This window comes from Pedobacter kyonggii (genome assembly GCF_004310665.1).
Lineage (GTDB): Bacteria > Bacteroidota > Bacteroidia > Sphingobacteriales > Sphingobacteriaceae > Pedobacter > Pedobacter kyonggii.
The window spans coordinates 274,413-291,059 of sequence record NZ_SIXF01000001.1 but is presented as its reverse complement, the minus strand read 5'-3'; the positions used below and the strand labels follow the sequence as shown (position 1 = coordinate 291,059).

The window sequence follows — 16,647 nt, the reverse complement described above, 5'->3', positions numbered from 1 at the left end:
ATAAAATTACTTTGCGCCTATAAGTGTTTGAGTAGTAATGTAATCTACCACTGCCTCAAAGTTACCAGTTTGTTGGTAAACTGCCAACTGCCGGTCTGCGCCTGTACCATGTTCCAATATTTTATGCACATAATTAATGTCATCACGGCAACCTAAATCATCCACCACATCATCTACAAAATCCAATAATTCTAAAATAAGATTACGGCAGTTTACTTCCATTTCTTTTCCGAAATCGATTAAATTTCCATCAATTCCATAACGGGCAGCGCGCCATTTATTTTCGTTAATTAGTGCTCTCGAATAACTGATAAACTCCATGTTCTGCAAACGCAATTTGTACAGTTTGGCGCACAAAGCCTGAAATAATGCGGTAAAAGCCATCGTTTCATCAATCAGCATCGGGCAATCGCAAATGCGGAACTCAACGGTGTCGAAAAACGGATGCACACGGATATCCCACCAAATTTTCTTCGCATTATCCATGCAATTGGTTTTGATGAGCAGTTTTACATAATTATCGTAATCCTCAATGCTATTAAAAATATCGGGAATGCCTGTACGCGGAAATTTGTCGAAAATTTTTGTGCGGAAAGATTTGTAACCCGTGTTCCGCGATTCCCAGAATGGAGAATTGGTAGATAAGGCAAAAACATGTGGCAGGAAATACCTTACCTGGTTGGCAATATGAATGGCCAGCTCGCGAGATTGAAAACCTACGTGTACGTGCAGCCCAAAAATGAGGTTAGAGCGAGCGGCTTCCTGCAATTCGTTAACAATTTCATTGTAGCGGGGATGTTCGGTAATTAACTGCTTTTCCCAATGCGAAAACGGGTGTGTACCGGCAGCGCCAATCCGTAATCCCTGTTCTCCGGCAAGTTGCGATACCGTATAACGTAACTGGGAAATTTCTTTACGTGCTTCGGTGGTCGTTTTACAGATGCCCGTTCCAACTTCTACCACAGCCTGGTGCATCTCTGCCTTAACCTGGTCTTTGTGGATTTTTTGTGCGGCTTCTACAATTTTTTGGTCGTGAGAAGTAAGCTCTCTGGTAACGGGATCAATTACCATGTATTCTTCTTCTATGCCCAGCGTAAACTCGTTCATCATTAAATTGATTAAAATTTAAATCCCAATTATTTTTTTGGTGCAGCTTTTTTAGGTTTTGCTGGTGTTTTTTCTGCTGTTGCCGATTTCTTAGGTGTAGCTTTAGCCTTTTCTGTAACGGTAGCTTTCTTTGGAGCGGCTGCTTTAGCCACTTTCGGGGTAACTTGCGCGATTAATGGTTTACCACCAACCGACGATTTAATGTATTCGCCCCAGGTTAAATTATCTTGTCCGTCTTTTTGCACTTTAGCCCTTTCTATGGCATAATTTGCCGTAGTTTCTACTACCCAGTCAAAATTTTCCTGACCAACGCTTTTAATATCAGCATCAGGAGCAGGATTACAGAAATCGATCGCAATGGGCACCCCATCACGCACCGCAAATTCTACCGTATTAAAATCGTAACCTAAATACTTACATAGTTTTAAGGTGTATTCTTCTACAGTTTTAAGCAGCTTTGCATCTGGCGCTTTACCTTCAGTGGCATAACGTAAGTGATGCGGATTACGTGGGTCGTACTGCATAATACGAACGTATTTGCCGCCAATGCAATAACACCTGAAATACTCTTCAAAAATGATTTCTTCCTGCAAAAGCATCACCAGCTGTTGTGTACCGCTGTGTTTATCAAAAAAATCTTCTTTGTCGTGAAGTTTATAAACATCTCTCCAGCCACCACCATCATAGGGTTTCATATAGGCCGGAAAACCAGTGTATTCGAAAATGGCATCCCAATCTAATGGCATGGTTAAATTAGAGAAGGATTCTCCAGTGGTTCCTGTGGGGTGCTCCCGTGATGGTATTAAGGCCGTTTTCGGTACGGGTACGCCAATCTGTTCGGCCAGCGCATTATTAAAAAACTTCTCGTCGGCACTCCACCAAAATGGGTTGTTAATTACGGCAGTTCCGGTAATGGCGGCATTTTTTAGCGATGCGCGGTAGAATGGTACATCTTGCGAAATACGATCGATGATTACCGAATAACCTAATGGTACATTCTGAAATATTTTGTCGATTTTTACAGCCTCGGCGGTAATTCCTTTTTCAGCTTTTTGATTAATTCTTTCGATTACGGCTTCAGGAAAAGAGCGCTCCTGTCCAAATAAAATCCCTATTTTCTTCATTGGTAAATTTTAGTTTAAATGTTTAACTGGTTAATCGGTTAATTGTTTGATAATTATATCCTAAATCGACTAGGGACTTAAGACTGCCGACTTTCGACTAAACTAAAGCTGTGCAATATAATCTGGGAACATTTCTCTCCAGATAGGCCAATCGTGATCTGCATTCTGTCTGATATCAAGCCAGTGGTCGATGCCCTTTTTGTTTAAAATATCAGATAAACGCTCATTGTCAGGCCTGCACATATCGCGGTCTGTTGTACCCAAAACAATTTTCATATAATGCAGTTCGGGGTTACTATTGTTCAGCAGATAATCAACCGGATTGTTAAAATAAACATCATCATTATAAAAACCATCCAACTGGCCAGAGATATCGAAAGCCCCGCTCATACTAAACATATGGCTAACCAACCACGGGTGCCGAAAAGCGAAATTTGCAGCATGATAACCTCCGAAACTACAACCAGCTGTAATAATTTTGCTGTGCCCGGTTTCTTGCCTTGCCAGCGGGGCTACCTCTTCCAATAAATACTTGTCGTACCAGATGTGATTTTTAACCCTGTCGGCAGGATGAATACTTTTGTTGTACCAACTTAACTTGTCGACGCCATCGGGGCAATAGATCTTAATTTTTCCTTCATTGATAAATCCCTCAACAGAATCTATCAGTTTGAAGTCCTTGGTTTCAAAATATCGACCCATGCTTGTCGGGAACAGTAGGATAGGGATGCCACCGTGACCAAAGATGAGCATGTCGATTTCGCCACTTAAATTCTGGCTGTACCATTTCTTATGTTCTTCTTTAACCATAATAAAAATTGAATGATTTAAGGTATAAATTAAAATCTACAAAAAGAATTGTTTAAGCAGCAAAATGAAGCAAATTAAAGACGTATTGTAAAAATTAACCCATGATAATTAATAGTTTATGGAGATTTGTACCTTTGCACCCTAATTCTGAGGCGATAGCCATGTGATAGGGGATTTTTATTATGATGTACACCACAATTTTATCGGTAAAAGTTAATACCAGCAACTTTAAAATACCCTCGGCCTATTTAAAGCATGAGGTAGAAATAGATATTTATACACCTCAAGGTATTTTAGGAAATGAAAAAATAGAGCTTCTTTTATTAAATGATGGGCAGGATGTGGCCAAAATGGATTTTAGCCGGATTTTGGAAGAAGCGCATCATGGCAAAAGAAACCACAGGTTAATTGTTGTGGCCATTAAAGCATCAGAAGACCGACTAATGGAATATGGTGTTGCGGGTGTGCCCGACTTTAAAGGACGCGGAGCGAAAGCCGATTTGTACAGCGATTTCGTGATCAAAGAGCTTTTGCCTTTTGTTAAAAAGAAAATTGCGATGCCGATAACCGGTAAAGTAGGTTTTGCGGGATTTTCTTTGGGCGGTTTGTCTGCTTTTGATATTGCCTGGAATAATCCTTCCGCTTTTGATGTCATTGGTGTTTTTTCTGGAGCATTTTGGTGGAGAAAAAAAGACCTGACAGAAGGGTATACTGATGCAGATCGCATTATACATGCAAAGCTGGAAAATACCTCAACCAGGCCCGATATGAAATTCTGGTTAATGACCGGGACAGAAGATGAGAAGGCTGATCGGAATAAAAATATGATCATCGATTCTATAGATGATACAATTGATGTTGTTAAAATACTCCTAAATAAAGGCTATAAACGACCAGATAATATTTTTTATTACGAAAAAGTTGGTGGCAAACACGATGTTCCAACCTGGGAAAGTGTGATGCCAGCCTTTTTAGATTGGGCATTTGAGGTTTAGCTTATATCTTACCCAAAAGCACATTCATTTTTAGGCTTAATTTCTTTGCGCCAATTTCGTTAAGATGGTCGGCATCGTAAAAATCCTGCGGATGGAATGAGCTATCCTGTAAAAGGTTAAAATACTTGACTGTGCTATGTAAAGTATTCAGTTTCTTGATGGTAGAAAGTGTAGTATTCAACTGGTTTTTGCTTAAATGCGATACATAAGATTTGTAGGCCGGACTGGTAAACAATATAATCTTAATGTGTTTGTGCTCTGCAAAGGCGATAATTTCATCCAATAAATGTAGGTTAGTTAAATATTGCAGATTATCTTTCGCAGTATGCCTTGCAGCGGCAGTAGCACCACTTTTGACTAAATCTTTGTGGTTAATAGCCTTGTAGTTCGATCCCCAGCCCAGGTTACTACAACTAATATCATTTTTGCCTCTAACATAATGGTTTAAAAGCCGGCTTAAATTGATGTCGAGTTTATTGCTTAGCATTTCTGTGCTGTTGAAAATTTTATGATCGGTATTGATATCGTAGTAAATGCGATAATTTTTTGCCCGCCATGCTTCAGGGCTGTTCTCAAGTCGGCCGTAAAACGAAAAGTAATCAACAGGAATAACGATATATTTTAGATGGGTCCATTGGTTACTATATTTTTTTAAAATCTCCAGATCATAATCAAAGGACTGTGAAATGTAACTCGCATTAAAGCTCGATTTAATGTACTTCGGGTTAATACCATAATACACATGAGAGCTTCCGAGAAACAAAATACTTACCTCTTTGGCGTGGTGATCGAGGTAACTTTTTTTATACCCGTAATCGTTTGGAATCCTCCTGATCAAAACCTCGAAAAGAACAGCCAAAAGCATAACTGGCAATATAAAAATGGCGATGTATTTAATGAATTTTTTCATAGTTAAAATTGAAAGTAAATGAATTGCTGTTCCGCCCCTGCGAAAAAGAATATTACTAGAACAAGTCCGTAATAAATGCCCCATCTTACTGGTTTTGGCCACAATAGGGCAAATTTGGCAATGGCATATTGCTCCATCCTGCCATTCCATTCGATTAAAATAAACAAGGTAAGTAATAGAAATAGTTTAACCGGCAGTATTTGGGGAATGCTGAAAAACGATTCGGAACCAATGGTTGATATGATATTGAACGCATGCTGTACCGAATTTGCCCTAAAGAATATCCAGGCGAAAACCGTTAAACCGAAGGTTAAAATCATCGCAGCAAATTCTTTTAAGCTTGGAAATATTCTTCCTTCCGCAACAGTATCCAGGTTCGATCGGTTAGTGTTAAAAACAATCGACGGCATAATGTATAGCGCATTTAACAATCCCCAGATAATGAATGTCCAGTTGGCACCATGCCAAAAACCGCTTACTAAAAAGATGATAAACGTGTTCCGTACTTTTACCCAGGTGCCACCTTTGCTTCCACCCAAAGGAATATAAAGATAATCTCTGAACCACGTAGATAGGGAAATATGCCACCTGCGCCAGAATTCGGCAATATCTCTCGAAAAATAGGGGAAGGAAAAGTTTCTTAACAGCTCTATTCCAAATAAACGTGCTGTACCTAAAGCGATATCAGAATAGCCAGAGAAATCGCCATAAATCTGAAAGGCAAAAAGAATGGCACCAAGCAATAAAGTGCTTCCTGAGTATTCACCAGAATGGTTAAAAATCATGTTTGCATAATTGGCACATTGATCGGCAATGACAATCTTTTTAAACAAACCCCATAAAATCTGTCGTAACCCGTCAATAGCTTTACTATAATCAAAAGACCTCGCCTTCTTGATCTGTGGAAGCAAATGTGTTGCCCGTTCTATCGGCCCGGCAACCAACAATGGGAAAAAACTCACAAATAAAGAATAATCGATAAAGTTTTTTTCTGCCGGTATCCGGTTCTTATAAATATCGATTACGTATGACAGGCCGTGAAAAGTATAAAATGAAATACCAACGGGTAAAATGACTTTTAATGTCCATGGGTTTACCTGAAGGCCAAAAATTGCGATGGCATCGGCAAAAGAATCGGCGAAGAAATTATAGTATTTAAATATGCCTAAAAAACTGAGGTTAATGGAAATGCTCAGCCAGAACCAAAATTTTTTAGCTTCTTTAGTGTTGCTCGCCGTCATTTTTAAACCAGTGAAATAATCCAATAACGTGGAAAAAATGAGCAGGAACATAAACCGCCAATCCCAACAGGCATAAAAGAAATAGCTTGCACCCAGCAATAATATATTTTGAGCTCTTAAACGTTCTTTCCCCAGAACCCAATACAGTATAAAAACTATGGGCAGAAAAGCAGCAAAGCTAAAAGAGTTGAACAGCATAGCGTTAAGGTTAATACTTCATTTAAGAATAAAATTAACGCTTTGTACTGTCTGATTAATGCGGCGAGTAAGTTTGTACGCAGAATTGCTTAAAGTTGTAAAATGCCTGTATAGTTATTTCACGGTATTTTTATTGTCGATATTTTAAAAAAATACCGGTGTCGAAAATGGTCCACAAACAACTTCTTTGCCCGCAAGCCTTTAGTGCTGCATTTGCCCAGGTATTGCAGGTTTTAAAAATGCTGTAACTTCCCTTTGCTTCGTAAAAGGCATCACCAATATCATAATGGATGTTCGATTTAACCTTGATCAAATGTCCGGCTTCATCTTTTTTGAAGCTATTTAAAACATAATCGATCAGTTGGCGGTATTGCGCTTTGCTGATGATGATTTTCTTGCAGCTCGCATCTTCCAGTATGTTTTTGTAATAGGTGGTATGCATGGCAGATGTGCTTAAACCCGAAATGGCCCTTAACCCGTTACTGAGTTTAAGGTCCGAGAATTCTGGCGTTTCGAGGTAGAATTTTTTATCTCCCCAGCCGAAAGCCAGGAATTGATAAGTGCTATCGGCTTCAAGTGTATTTTTGTAGCTGATTTCTTTGGTCCAATTCATTTCTGTGTTAACGGCTGGAACAATGATATCGGTGTGCAGGCCATTCGTCATAATGTATATGGTAACTTCTTTAGCGTTTGATGGATTGACATTTACGGTAATGCGTGAGCAACAAAAGGCGATTAGAAAATAAAGCCCAATCAATGCGATAAAAGCAATGCTGCACCTGCCTGCACATTTTAAAAATCTTTTGTTCATTTCGATCGGGTTATTTATTCTTAATACAGCATTTGAGTTTTTGGTAACCCATTAGGCTCCAGATATCGATTTTATTGATGGCGATATCGAAAAACATGATTTTTTGTGGCTATAACTTATCTCTACTTTCACTATATGATAAAAGGACTGTTTGAAACACATATTTATGTTGAAGATTTAGCAAGATCAATTGATTTTTACAGTAATACCTTGGGCTTAACACAATGCTATTATGAAGAGAAACGTAAAATTGCCTTTTTCTGGATCGGCAAGCCAAAAGAAGCCATGCTCGGTATCTGGGAAAAGCCAAAAAATGAGATTGATATCAGACATTTTGCCTTTCGTTGCGATGTAGATGATGTACTGAATAAATCGGTTAACTTTCTCGAATCTAAAAACCTAAAGCCCTATAATTTTCTAAACGATGGAAATCACAAACCAATGGTTTTCGCCTGGATGCCCGCTTTGGCTATTTACTTTAATGATCCAGACGGACATGCATTGGAGTTTATTGCTATTTTGGAAGGAGAGGCTAAGCCAGAACTGGGTGTGATTTCTTATGAGGATTGGTTAAGCATATAAATTTTATCCTGCTAGTTTTGTTACGGCTTCAGCTGTCGAACCTAAAAAGTTAATGTGTTTGCCCTTATTGCTTTCGTAAATAAAATCTTTAATGCTTTTGCTTTGATATGGGCTAAAATCGCCAATAATTGCAAGGCTTACCCGGTAATTTGAAAACTTTTGAAGGATTTCTCCAGCTATTCCGTTTTTCAGGTCGAAGAAAGCAGGTGTAATGTTCTGTTCGTGTACAATAATTTTATCAAAACCCTGGTAGTATAAGTTTCCCAATAAGTCTAGCCCGTCTTCTGCGTTATTAATAACGATTTCTTCCGAAAGAACTTCGGCAATATTGGTGTCGTTTATGGTATGTGATTCAATTTTCATCTGTTCAATTAAATAGGAGGATAAAGGTAATGATATTCATTTCCTTGCTGCTAATATAAAAAATTATGCTTTTAACAGGAGATCTGGTTTAAACCTGTTCGTCATGTTTTAGAATTTATAGCGATATTAGCATTTAAAGCCAATTAATCTCCTGAATAATGCAAGAAATCGACATTGTTGCTTATGCTTTCTCCCAGTTTGCTAAAATGGATGCTGAAGCGTTCGAGCCTTCAAAACCGCACTGGAAAATAAAACGATATAAAAAAGGCGATTTCTATAATCAACACAGAACGGTCTGTAAATTTTTAGGATTTATCATTGATGGGGTATTCCGCTCTTATGTTGTTGATGAGAAAAGCGGTGAAGAGAAAAATGTCTTTCTTTATTCAGGCAACCAGTTTGTAGTTACCTTTAAAAGTTTTATTAATCAGCAACCATGCGATTACCACACGCAGGCTATGACCAATGCCACGGTGGTTTATATCCATATTGATGATTTGTTGCAGCTGTATCTGCAATCACATCAATGGGAAACCTTTGGCCGTCTTTTGGCACAAGAGGCATTTAACATTGCTATGGATAGGGCCGAGAGTTTTGTTTTTAAAACACCCGAACAGCGTTATCTCGATCTGATCAAATACCATCCACAAATTTTTAATAATATTCCACTTTATCATATTTCTTCCTATTTGGGCATTCAGGGGCCATCATTAAGCCGGATAAGAAAAAGACTTACAGGTAAATAACGATTTTAACTTAGGTTAAAATTATTGATGTTTTTAAGCTGGAGATTTGAGGTGTCAAATTAAAACTAAAAACAACATGAAAACTTTAAAATCAAAAACAATCGTACTGGTACATGGCCTATTTGTAAACAACAAAAGCTGGACAGCATGGAAAACTTTCTTTGAAGCCAAAGGTTACACCGTTTATACACCTGCAAATCCCTCACACGAAGGTGATCCAACAACTTTAAGAACCAACATTGATCCAGATTTAACCAAGGTGAATTTTGTAGATGTGGTTAATAACCTGATAAAATTTATCGATACTTTACCCGAAAAACCGATTCTGATCGGACACTCATTGGGCGGCCTGACTGTTCAAAAATTAATGGATCTTGGTAAAGGCGAAGCAGGGGTGATGATTGATGGTGCGCCTCCAATGGGTGTTATTCCATACGAATGGAGCTTTTGGAAATCTAATTTTACAGTTGTTAATCCGTTTAAAGGCAACTCCGTTTTTATGCCAACCAAATCGTGGTTCCATTACACCTTCGGTAATACTTTGCCCAGAGCCGAATCGGATAAAGTATTTGATGAATTTGTGGTGCCAGAAAGTAGAGCAATTGCCTGGGGAACGTTAAAAAGTTATGCAAAGATTGATTTTAAAAAAGCACATCAACCCTTATTGTTTATTGCCGGAGAAAAAGACCATATCATGCCTGCTACTTTGAATAAAAGAAATTTTAAAGCGTATAAAAATACCGAAAGTGTAACCGATTTTAAAATGTTTAATGGTAGGGGGCATTTCATCGCTGGTGAAAAAAATTGGGAAGAAGTAGCAACTTATATCTACAACTGGATCAAAAACTAAGTTTAGTTTAAGCTTGTCTAAGATTTTCTAACAATCCAACTGAAAGGTGAGTGCATAATAAAGGTGAAAAATATTGCACCCGCTTTTCTGATTATAAATGAGATAATTACAACATTATCATCGTATTAAATAGTAAGAGATATAGTAGAAAATCCATTTCAAAACACTATCTTTGCGCCAAATTTGAGGCGCATTTTATGCAAAAGATTAGAAATATAGCTATTATAGCACACGTTGACCACGGCAAAACTACTTTGGTTGATAAGATTTTACATTCTTGTTCTATTTTTCGTGACAACGAACAAACAGGAGATTTGATATTGGATAACAACGATTTAGAGCGCGAGCGTGGTATCACGATTGTATCTAAAAACGTATCGGTTCAGTACAAAGACGTAAAAATTAACATTATTGACACTCCTGGTCACGCGGATTTCGGCGGTGAGGTAGAGCGTGTTCTGAAAATGGCAGATGGTGTACTTTTACTTTGCGATGCTTTTGAAGGTGCAATGCCTCAAACGCGTTTCGTAACGCAAAAAGCTTTAGCCCTTGGTTTAAAACCGATTGTGGTAGTAAACAAAGTGGATAAAGAAAACTGTCGCCCGGAAGAGGTTTATGAGCAGATTTTCGAATTGTTCTTTAACCTTGAAGCAACTGAAGATCAATTGGATTTCCCTGTAATTTACGGTTCATCTAAACAAGGATGGATGAGTACGGATTGGAAAGTACCAACTACCGATATTTTCGCTTTGTTAGATGCGGTTGTGGCAAACATTCCACCTGCACCAATTAACGACGGTACTTTACAGATGCAGATCACATCGTTAGATTATTCATCTTTCGTAGGTCGTATCGCAATCGGTCGTGTACACCGTGGTACAATTAAAGAAAACCAACCAGTTACTTTAATCAAACGCGATGGTAAAATTGTAAAATCAAGAGTAAAAGAACTTTATACTTTCGAAGGTTTAGGTAAAATCCGTACTACAGAAGTAAGTTCAGGTGATATTTGTGCAGTTGTAGGTATTGATGGCTTTGATATTGGCGATACAATCGCTGATTTTGAAGCACCAGAACAATTACCGGTTATCAGCATTGATGAGCCAACAATGAACATGTTGTTTACCATTAACAACTCTCCATTTTTTGGTAAAGAAGGTAAATTAGTAACCTCTCAGCGTATTAAAGAACGTTTGTACAAAGAGATGGAGAAAAACTTAGCTTTGAAAGTTGTTGAAACAGCTTCTCCAGATGCGTGGTTAGTTTATGGCCGTGGTATTCTCCATTTATCTGTGTTAATCGAAACGATGCGTCGCGAAGGTTATGAGATTCAGGTAGGTCAGCCCCAGGTTATCATTAAAGAAATTGATGGTAAAAAACATGAGCCGATTGAAACTTTAATCGTTGATGTTCCAGGCGAAGTTTCTGGTAAAGTAATCGAATTGGTAACTCAACGTAAAGGCGAGTTGTTAATTATGGAGCCAAAAGGCGATTTACAACACTTGGAATTCGAAATCCCGGCACGTGGTATCATTGGTTTACGTAACAACGTTTTAACTGCTACAGCAGGAGAGGCGATTATGGCGCACCGTTTCAAAGCTTATGAGCCTTGGAAAGGTACAATCCCTGGTCGTTTAAACGGTGTATTGGTTTCAATGGAAAAAGGACAAACTACTGCTTATTCAATCGATAAGTTACAAGATAGAGGCCGTTTCTTCATCGATCCGGGAACTGATGTTTACGAAGGTCAGATTATGGGTGAGCACATCCGTGATAACGATTTAGTAGTAAACGTGGTAAAAGGTAAAGCATTAACCAACATGCGTGCTTCTGGTACTGATGATAATACCCGTATTGCACCGGCAATTAAATTCTCTTTAGAAGAAGCTATGGAATATATCCAGGCTGATGAGTATATCGAGGTTACACCGCAAAGCATGCGTTTACGTAAAATCTTCTTAACAGAACAAGAACGTAAAGTTAAAGGAAAGCAATTCGCTTAAACCCCTAAATCCCCTAAGGAGGGCTTAAAAATATAGATTACTAAAGCCTCGATGTAAATCGGGGCTTTTTTGCGTATAAAATGGTTTATCTGAGTTGACAACTTTAATAATAAATGGACCAGGAAGTTGTCAACTCTAGTAATCAGATTTCTTAAATCGTGATAAAAATAATTATTAAAGCAGTTTCAGAGCATTTTTAATGCTAGTCCTTCTTCCGCTAAATCCCCGATGAAGAATCGGGGGATACCGCTGCAATAAGGTTTAGAACCGTTAGGGCTGTGCTCATCGGTTGGGTTAGCAATACGTCTAATTCACCAGAGTTGCGATTTTAGTGTCAAGTGGAGCGCAAATCAGTAAGTCGTTGCTGGTTAGTTAAATGTTAATCAGATGCGCGATTTTTTGTCAGCATTTATTCATAAAACCTTTGGGAATAAAAAACTAACAATTGGATGGCAATTAATTTTGCATTCAGCTTTAATTTTGTGTTTTTGCAAGCAAACTAATCATCCCACATCATGATTAATAAAGGGTTATCCAAAATGGGTATATTTTTATTAAATATGCTCTCACTGTTGCCGCTATTTATTTTATACAGATTGGCGGATGCTTTTTATGTGTTAATATTTTATGTTTTTGGTTACCGCCGTAAAGTGGTTAAAGAAAATCTGGGTAATGCATTTCCCGAGAAAAATACTGCTGAAATCAATGCCATAGAAAAACGTTTTTATAAATTTTTCTCCTCACTTTTTATCGAAGTAATTAAAATGAAAAGCATTTCCAAAAAGGAATTAAACAAAAGGGTAAAATTTAAAAATACCGACCTGGTAGAAGCTTATCTTAAGAATAATGAAAGTGTGCTTTTCTGCTCATCACATTATGGTAATTATGAATGGGTGTGTATGGCTATTGGTTTAAACTTTTCGGGCGAACATTTTCCAATTTATAAACCGTTGAGCAACGAAGCTTTTGATGATTGGTTTTTGACCATGAGAAGCAAATTTGGTAACCAGATGGTGTCGATGCGTCAAACTTTAAGAGCTATTCAATCGAGCAAAAATAAACCGACAATGTTTACTTTTGGAAGCGATCAGGCACCTTCAAAGGATGAGTCGAATTACTGGACTACCTTTTTAAATCAGGAATCTTCCATCCAGTTAGGGATTGAGAAAATTGCCAGAAAAACAAACCGTCCTGTTTTTTATCTGAAAATTAATTATTTAAAAAGAGGCTATTACGAAGTAGATTGTGTACCGATCTGTTTAAACCCAGCAGAAACTGCTGAGTTCGAAATCACCGAAATGCATACTCACTTTTTGGAAGATATGATTAACGAAGTACCAGCTTACTGGTTGTGGAGCCACCGCAGATGGAAATATAAACCTGAGCAAAAGGTTTCAGAAATCATCAAAAAAGATCAGAACATAATGGATGCCATAGCTTAGGCCGATCCATTTGTCTAAATATGAAATCTAACATTTTCGTGGCATAATTTTTTAAGGTGCTTTTTAAATTAGCACTTTAAAACTTCTGGTATGATTAAAAAGGGGATTTCCCATTTGGGAGTATTTTTTTTAGGCGTATTATCTCTGCTTCCATTATCTGTTTTATACATTTTGGCCGATGGAACTTATTTACTACTGTATTTTGTTTTCGGCTACCGACGTAAGGTTGTTCGGGAAAATTTATTAAATGCGCTTCCTGATAAAACATTAGAAGAGATTTTGGTTATCGAAAAACGCTTTTACCGGTACCTCGCTTCGCTGGTCTTCGAGATTATTAAAATGAGCAATATCTCAAAAAAAGAAATCAAAAGGCGTTTCGTATTTAAAAACAAAGCGCAGGTTCAGGAATATTTAGATCGTGGAGAAAGTGTGTTGATCTGTGCGGCGCACTATGGTAACTGGGAGTGGGGTACTTTGGGTATCGGGCTTAACTTTTCTGCAGATCATTATCCAATTTATAAACCCTTAACCAATCCGATTTTCGATACCTGGTTTAAAAAAGTACGTAGCAAATTCGGTAATAAATTAATTGCTATGCGGCAAACTATGCGAGCTTTGCAGGCAAGTAAGGGTAAACCGAGCATATTTAGTTTTGGCAATGACCAGGCACCCTCAAAAGACGAGTCGCATTATTGGACTAGCTTTATGCATCAGCCCAGCTCTGTTCAGTTAGGGATTGAAAAAATTGCAAAACTTACCAATCAACCTATCTTTTATTTCAAAGTCAATGTGCTTAAACGTGGTTTTTACACGGTAGATTGTGTGCCCCTTTGTTTAAATCCAGCCGGTACCGCTAAGTTCGAAATTACTGAAATGCACACCCGGTTTTTGGAAGAAATTATCAGGGCGAAGCCCGAGTATTGGTTGTGGAGCCATAAAAGGTGGAAATATAAACCTAAACATCAACTTCTTTTTACTGCAAATGAATTGCTAAAGCAGGCATAATTTCCTAAATATTTTATATTTGCTGATATAACGCCTATCCATGAAAACTTTCAAAAAAATACTACTGTTCCTGATCTATGCATTTTTTTTATCGCTGTTCGCACTGTTTCTCTGGAAGCCTTATCTGTTAAATGTATTAAAGTATAGAACACCTGGTGCTGAAACATATAAAATTTTCCCGCAGGAAATTTCGCATAAAAGTGATTCTGCCTTTCATTTTATCCGATCGGCCAGGCAGCGGAACGATTTAGATACACTTCATGTTCTGGATGGAAATAATCAATCTGTTCCATTGAAAGCATATTTAAAAAATGGAGCGGTCAACGCTTTTATCGTGATCAGGAATGACAGTATTTTATACGAAAAGTATGATAAGGGTTATCGTGATAGCACCTTAACCACGATATTTTCTGGTGCCAAAAGCATGATTTCTATTATGATCGGGCAAGTATTAAATGATCATAGCATTAAAAGTTTAAACGAAAAAGTAACCGAATACATTCCCGAGTTAAAATCGAATCCTGCTTTTGAAGAGATTACATTAAAAAATCTTTTAGATATGAAATCAGGCCTGGAGTTTCAGGATGCTGTAGGTGGAATTGTTAAAGCATTTTTTTCTGATGAAGCTAAGTATTATTATACCGAAGATATGAAAGCCCAATTGATGAAGGTTAAACTGGTGAATAAACCCGGTACGGTTTGGAAGTACAAAAGCATCGATCCGATTGTGTTGGGCTGGGTTTTGCAAAAGGCAACTGGTAAATCGGTAGCAGAATATTTTGAAGCGAATGTGTGGAAACAGATCGGTACGCAATATAATGCCACCTGGGGACTAGATCAGGTGAACGGTTTAACAAACACTGCAAGTCGCTTTCAGGTTACGGCTATTGATTTTGCTAAAATTGGGCGTCTATATTTAAATAAAGGTAGTTATCATGGGAAACAGGTGGTTCCCGAGAATTGGGTAAATCAATCCATCAATATTGGTTCAGAACAGCCTGCATCGGCAAAAGGCTGGCAAAAATCAGCCCATCATTACCTTTGGTGGATTCCACAGGAAGGTGATAATGGCGATTATGCTGCAGAAGGTATGCTCGGCCAAAGGCTGTACATAGATCCGGAAACGAATACCATTATTGTTCAGTTTTCCGATCACGGCGCAGGGAATTATCCCTATAGAAAAATCAGCAGGTATCTGAGTGGGTTGCCATTCAGTTATCCGAAGTCTTAACCGCAAAGTTCGCAGAGGAAAAGGAGCGCAAAGAACGCTAAGGGTTTTTTGCCATGCTTTCTTCGCGTAAAACTTAGCGGCCTTTGCAGTTAAATTTTTAAAATAGTACATTGCCTCTGCATGGAAAATCACGATGTAAGAATTTCGAAAAAGAAGCCGATTTTTCCGGTAACGCCTGCTTTGCAGAAATATTTACGTACTTACCAACGGGAAGCGAAATTGCCCATCGGTTATAACGATTTAATGCAGTTTAACGAAGCTTTTCCTTTAATGGATAAGTTTGGGAAGGATTCGCTCTGGGAGGGGCCGATTTATGCACAGGATTTAATTGAAACTTTGCATGATGGTTTAAAGGAAATTTACGCGAACTTAAAAGCGTCTGGCAATTTGCGAATCGTTGAACACAAGTACATCGATAAAATTGAATATTGCACTTTTGGAAATACACATCCCTTCCGTATCCGCATTGTAAACCGTTTAAATGATGTTTACGATTATTTTTATATAAAAAAAGCTGATGCTTCGCGTATCTATGGCTTGGAAATGGAAGAAATCCTTTCGCCTAATCAGGTAAATTATCTTGTTGATGGCGATACTTTGGTAGAAGAGCATATTGCGGGGATTCCGGGCGATGTTTTTACAAAAGGACAATTATATACACCTGAGTTTAATCCGACCAGGATAGCCAAAGAATTTGTAAAGTTTAACGAACGTTGTTTGATTATGCTTTTAGGTGATATGCGGGCTTATAATTTTGTGGTACAGATTACACCCGATTTTGATGATATTCAGTTTCGTATCCGTGCGATAGATTTCGACCAACAGTTTTACGAAGGAAATTTAAAGGTTTATCTGCCACAATTTTTTAAAGAGAATTTACCTTATGTGAAAATGAGCATGGAGCAGCTGACGGAGAAAACCGTATTGCAGTACCAACAGGAAGAACGTTCGTCTATTGTGCACCGTGTAAGGAGCGAACGGCACCGTTTAACCGATCTCCGTGATGTTTCTAATAAAGAAGAATTAACCACACCTGAGAACATCGCGCTGCTAAAACAGAGTATGAGCGATTATTTTAAGGATACAAATTATCTGCGCTGTAAAACCATGACCGATATTATTGAATTGAATATCAAAAATATTATTAGGCAGGTTAAGCTATAAGTAGTGGTGTCAGATATAAGTGATGTCAGATGTTACCATCTGACACGAAAAGCAATCAAAAGAAA

The 16,647-nt window shown here is 38.0% G+C and carries 16 protein-coding genes; 9 read left to right on the top strand and 7 right to left on the bottom strand.

The window, feature by feature from the left end:
* Nucleotides 1–6: 6 nt before the first annotated feature.
* The 3 genes from EYS08_RS01285 to EYS08_RS01275 form a co-directional block, all read right to left on the bottom strand.
* A complete protein-coding gene (locus EYS08_RS01285; protein ID WP_131028059.1) occupies nt 7–1,110 on the bottom strand; it encodes a carboxylate-amine ligase in 1,104 nt (367 codons plus the stop codon).
* Between the two features lie 26 nt (nt 1,111–1,136).
* Nucleotides 1,137–2,231 (bottom strand): ATP-grasp domain-containing protein, encoded by a 1,095-nt coding sequence (locus EYS08_RS01280; protein WP_131028058.1) that lies wholly within the window; start codon nt 2,229–2,231, stop codon nt 1,137–1,139.
* 102 nt (nt 2,232–2,333) lie between these two features.
* Nucleotides 2,334–3,041: an esterase family protein gene (locus EYS08_RS01275; RefSeq protein WP_131028057.1), complete on the bottom strand. Its 708-nt coding sequence runs from the start codon at nt 3,039–3,041 to the stop codon at nt 2,334–2,336.
* Nucleotides 3,042–3,223: 182 nt separating this feature from the next.
* Here EYS08_RS01275 and EYS08_RS01270 point away from each other — a divergent pair, with 182 nt between their 5' ends.
* The gene (locus EYS08_RS01270; RefSeq protein ID WP_131028056.1) at nt 3,224–4,036 is read left to right on the top strand and encodes an alpha/beta hydrolase; all 813 of its coding nucleotides are present in this window, start codon (nt 3,224–3,226) and stop codon (nt 4,034–4,036) included.
* Between the two features lies 1 nt (nt 4,037).
* Here the strand turns inward: EYS08_RS01270 and EYS08_RS01265 are convergent, their stop codons facing one another.
* The 3 genes from EYS08_RS01265 to EYS08_RS01255 all read right to left on the bottom strand — a co-directional run bounded on the left by EYS08_RS01265 (nt 4,038) and on the right by EYS08_RS01255 (nt 7,196).
* A complete protein-coding gene (locus tag EYS08_RS01265) occupies nt 4,038–4,946 on the bottom strand; it encodes a hypothetical protein (RefSeq protein ID WP_131028055.1) in 909 nt (302 codons plus the stop codon).
* A gap of 2 nt (nt 4,947–4,948) precedes the next feature.
* Nucleotides 4,949–6,385: an MBOAT family O-acyltransferase gene (locus EYS08_RS01260; RefSeq protein WP_131028054.1), complete on the bottom strand. Its 1,437-nt coding sequence runs from the start codon at nt 6,383–6,385 to the stop codon at nt 4,949–4,951.
* A 130-nt stretch (nt 6,386–6,515) separates the two neighbouring features.
* Nucleotides 6,516–7,196, bottom strand: coding sequence for a TIGR02117 family protein (locus EYS08_RS01255; protein WP_131028053.1), 681 nt, complete (start codon nt 7,194–7,196; stop codon nt 6,516–6,518).
* Nucleotides 7,197–7,331: 135 nt separating this feature from the next.
* Here EYS08_RS01255 and EYS08_RS01250 point away from each other — a divergent pair, with 135 nt between their 5' ends.
* Nucleotides 7,332–7,778, top strand: a complete 447-nt coding sequence (locus EYS08_RS01250; protein ID WP_131028052.1) for a VOC family protein — start codon at nt 7,332–7,334, stop codon at nt 7,776–7,778.
* A gap of 3 nt (nt 7,779–7,781) precedes the next feature.
* On the opposite strand, the gene EYS08_RS01245 is transcribed toward EYS08_RS01250, so the two are convergent.
* Nucleotides 7,782–8,141 (bottom strand): DUF4180 domain-containing protein, encoded by a 360-nt coding sequence (locus EYS08_RS01245; protein ID WP_131028051.1) that lies wholly within the window; start codon nt 8,139–8,141, stop codon nt 7,782–7,784.
* A 158-nt stretch (nt 8,142–8,299) separates the two neighbouring features.
* Between EYS08_RS01245 and EYS08_RS01240 the strand changes: the two genes are divergently transcribed.
* The 7 genes from EYS08_RS01240 (at nt 8,300) to EYS08_RS01210 (ending at nt 16,582) form a co-directional block, all read left to right on the top strand.
* On the top strand, nt 8,300–8,887 hold the full coding sequence (locus EYS08_RS01240) for a Crp/Fnr family transcriptional regulator (RefSeq protein ID WP_131028050.1): 588 nt from the start codon (nt 8,300–8,302) through the stop codon (nt 8,885–8,887).
* Between the two features lie 76 nt (nt 8,888–8,963).
* Complete coding sequence (locus EYS08_RS01235) at nt 8,964–9,737, top strand: alpha/beta hydrolase (RefSeq protein ID WP_131028049.1); 774 nt, start codon at nt 8,964–8,966, stop codon at nt 9,735–9,737.
* Nucleotides 9,738–9,934: 197 nt separating this feature from the next.
* Entirely contained in the window at nt 9,935–11,740 is a 1,806-nt protein-coding gene (typA, locus tag EYS08_RS01230; RefSeq protein WP_057931394.1) for a translational GTPase TypA, read from the top strand.
* Between the two features lie 515 nt (nt 11,741–12,255).
* Nucleotides 12,256–13,182 carry a lysophospholipid acyltransferase family protein gene (locus EYS08_RS01225; protein WP_131028048.1) on the top strand — a complete coding sequence of 309 codons (927 nt, stop codon included), beginning with the start codon at nt 12,256–12,258 and terminating at the stop codon, nt 13,180–13,182.
* A 90-nt stretch (nt 13,183–13,272) separates the two neighbouring features.
* Nucleotides 13,273–14,187, top strand: a complete 915-nt coding sequence (locus EYS08_RS01220) for a lysophospholipid acyltransferase family protein (protein ID WP_131028047.1) — start codon at nt 13,273–13,275, stop codon at nt 14,185–14,187.
* Between the two features lie 40 nt (nt 14,188–14,227).
* Entirely contained in the window at nt 14,228–15,418 is a 1,191-nt protein-coding gene (locus tag EYS08_RS01215; protein WP_131028046.1) for a serine hydrolase domain-containing protein, read from the top strand.
* 120 nt (nt 15,419–15,538) lie between these two features.
* Complete coding sequence (locus EYS08_RS01210) at nt 15,539–16,582, top strand: hypothetical protein (RefSeq protein WP_131028045.1); 1,044 nt, start codon at nt 15,539–15,541, stop codon at nt 16,580–16,582.
* Nucleotides 16,583–16,647 lie beyond the last annotated feature (65 nt).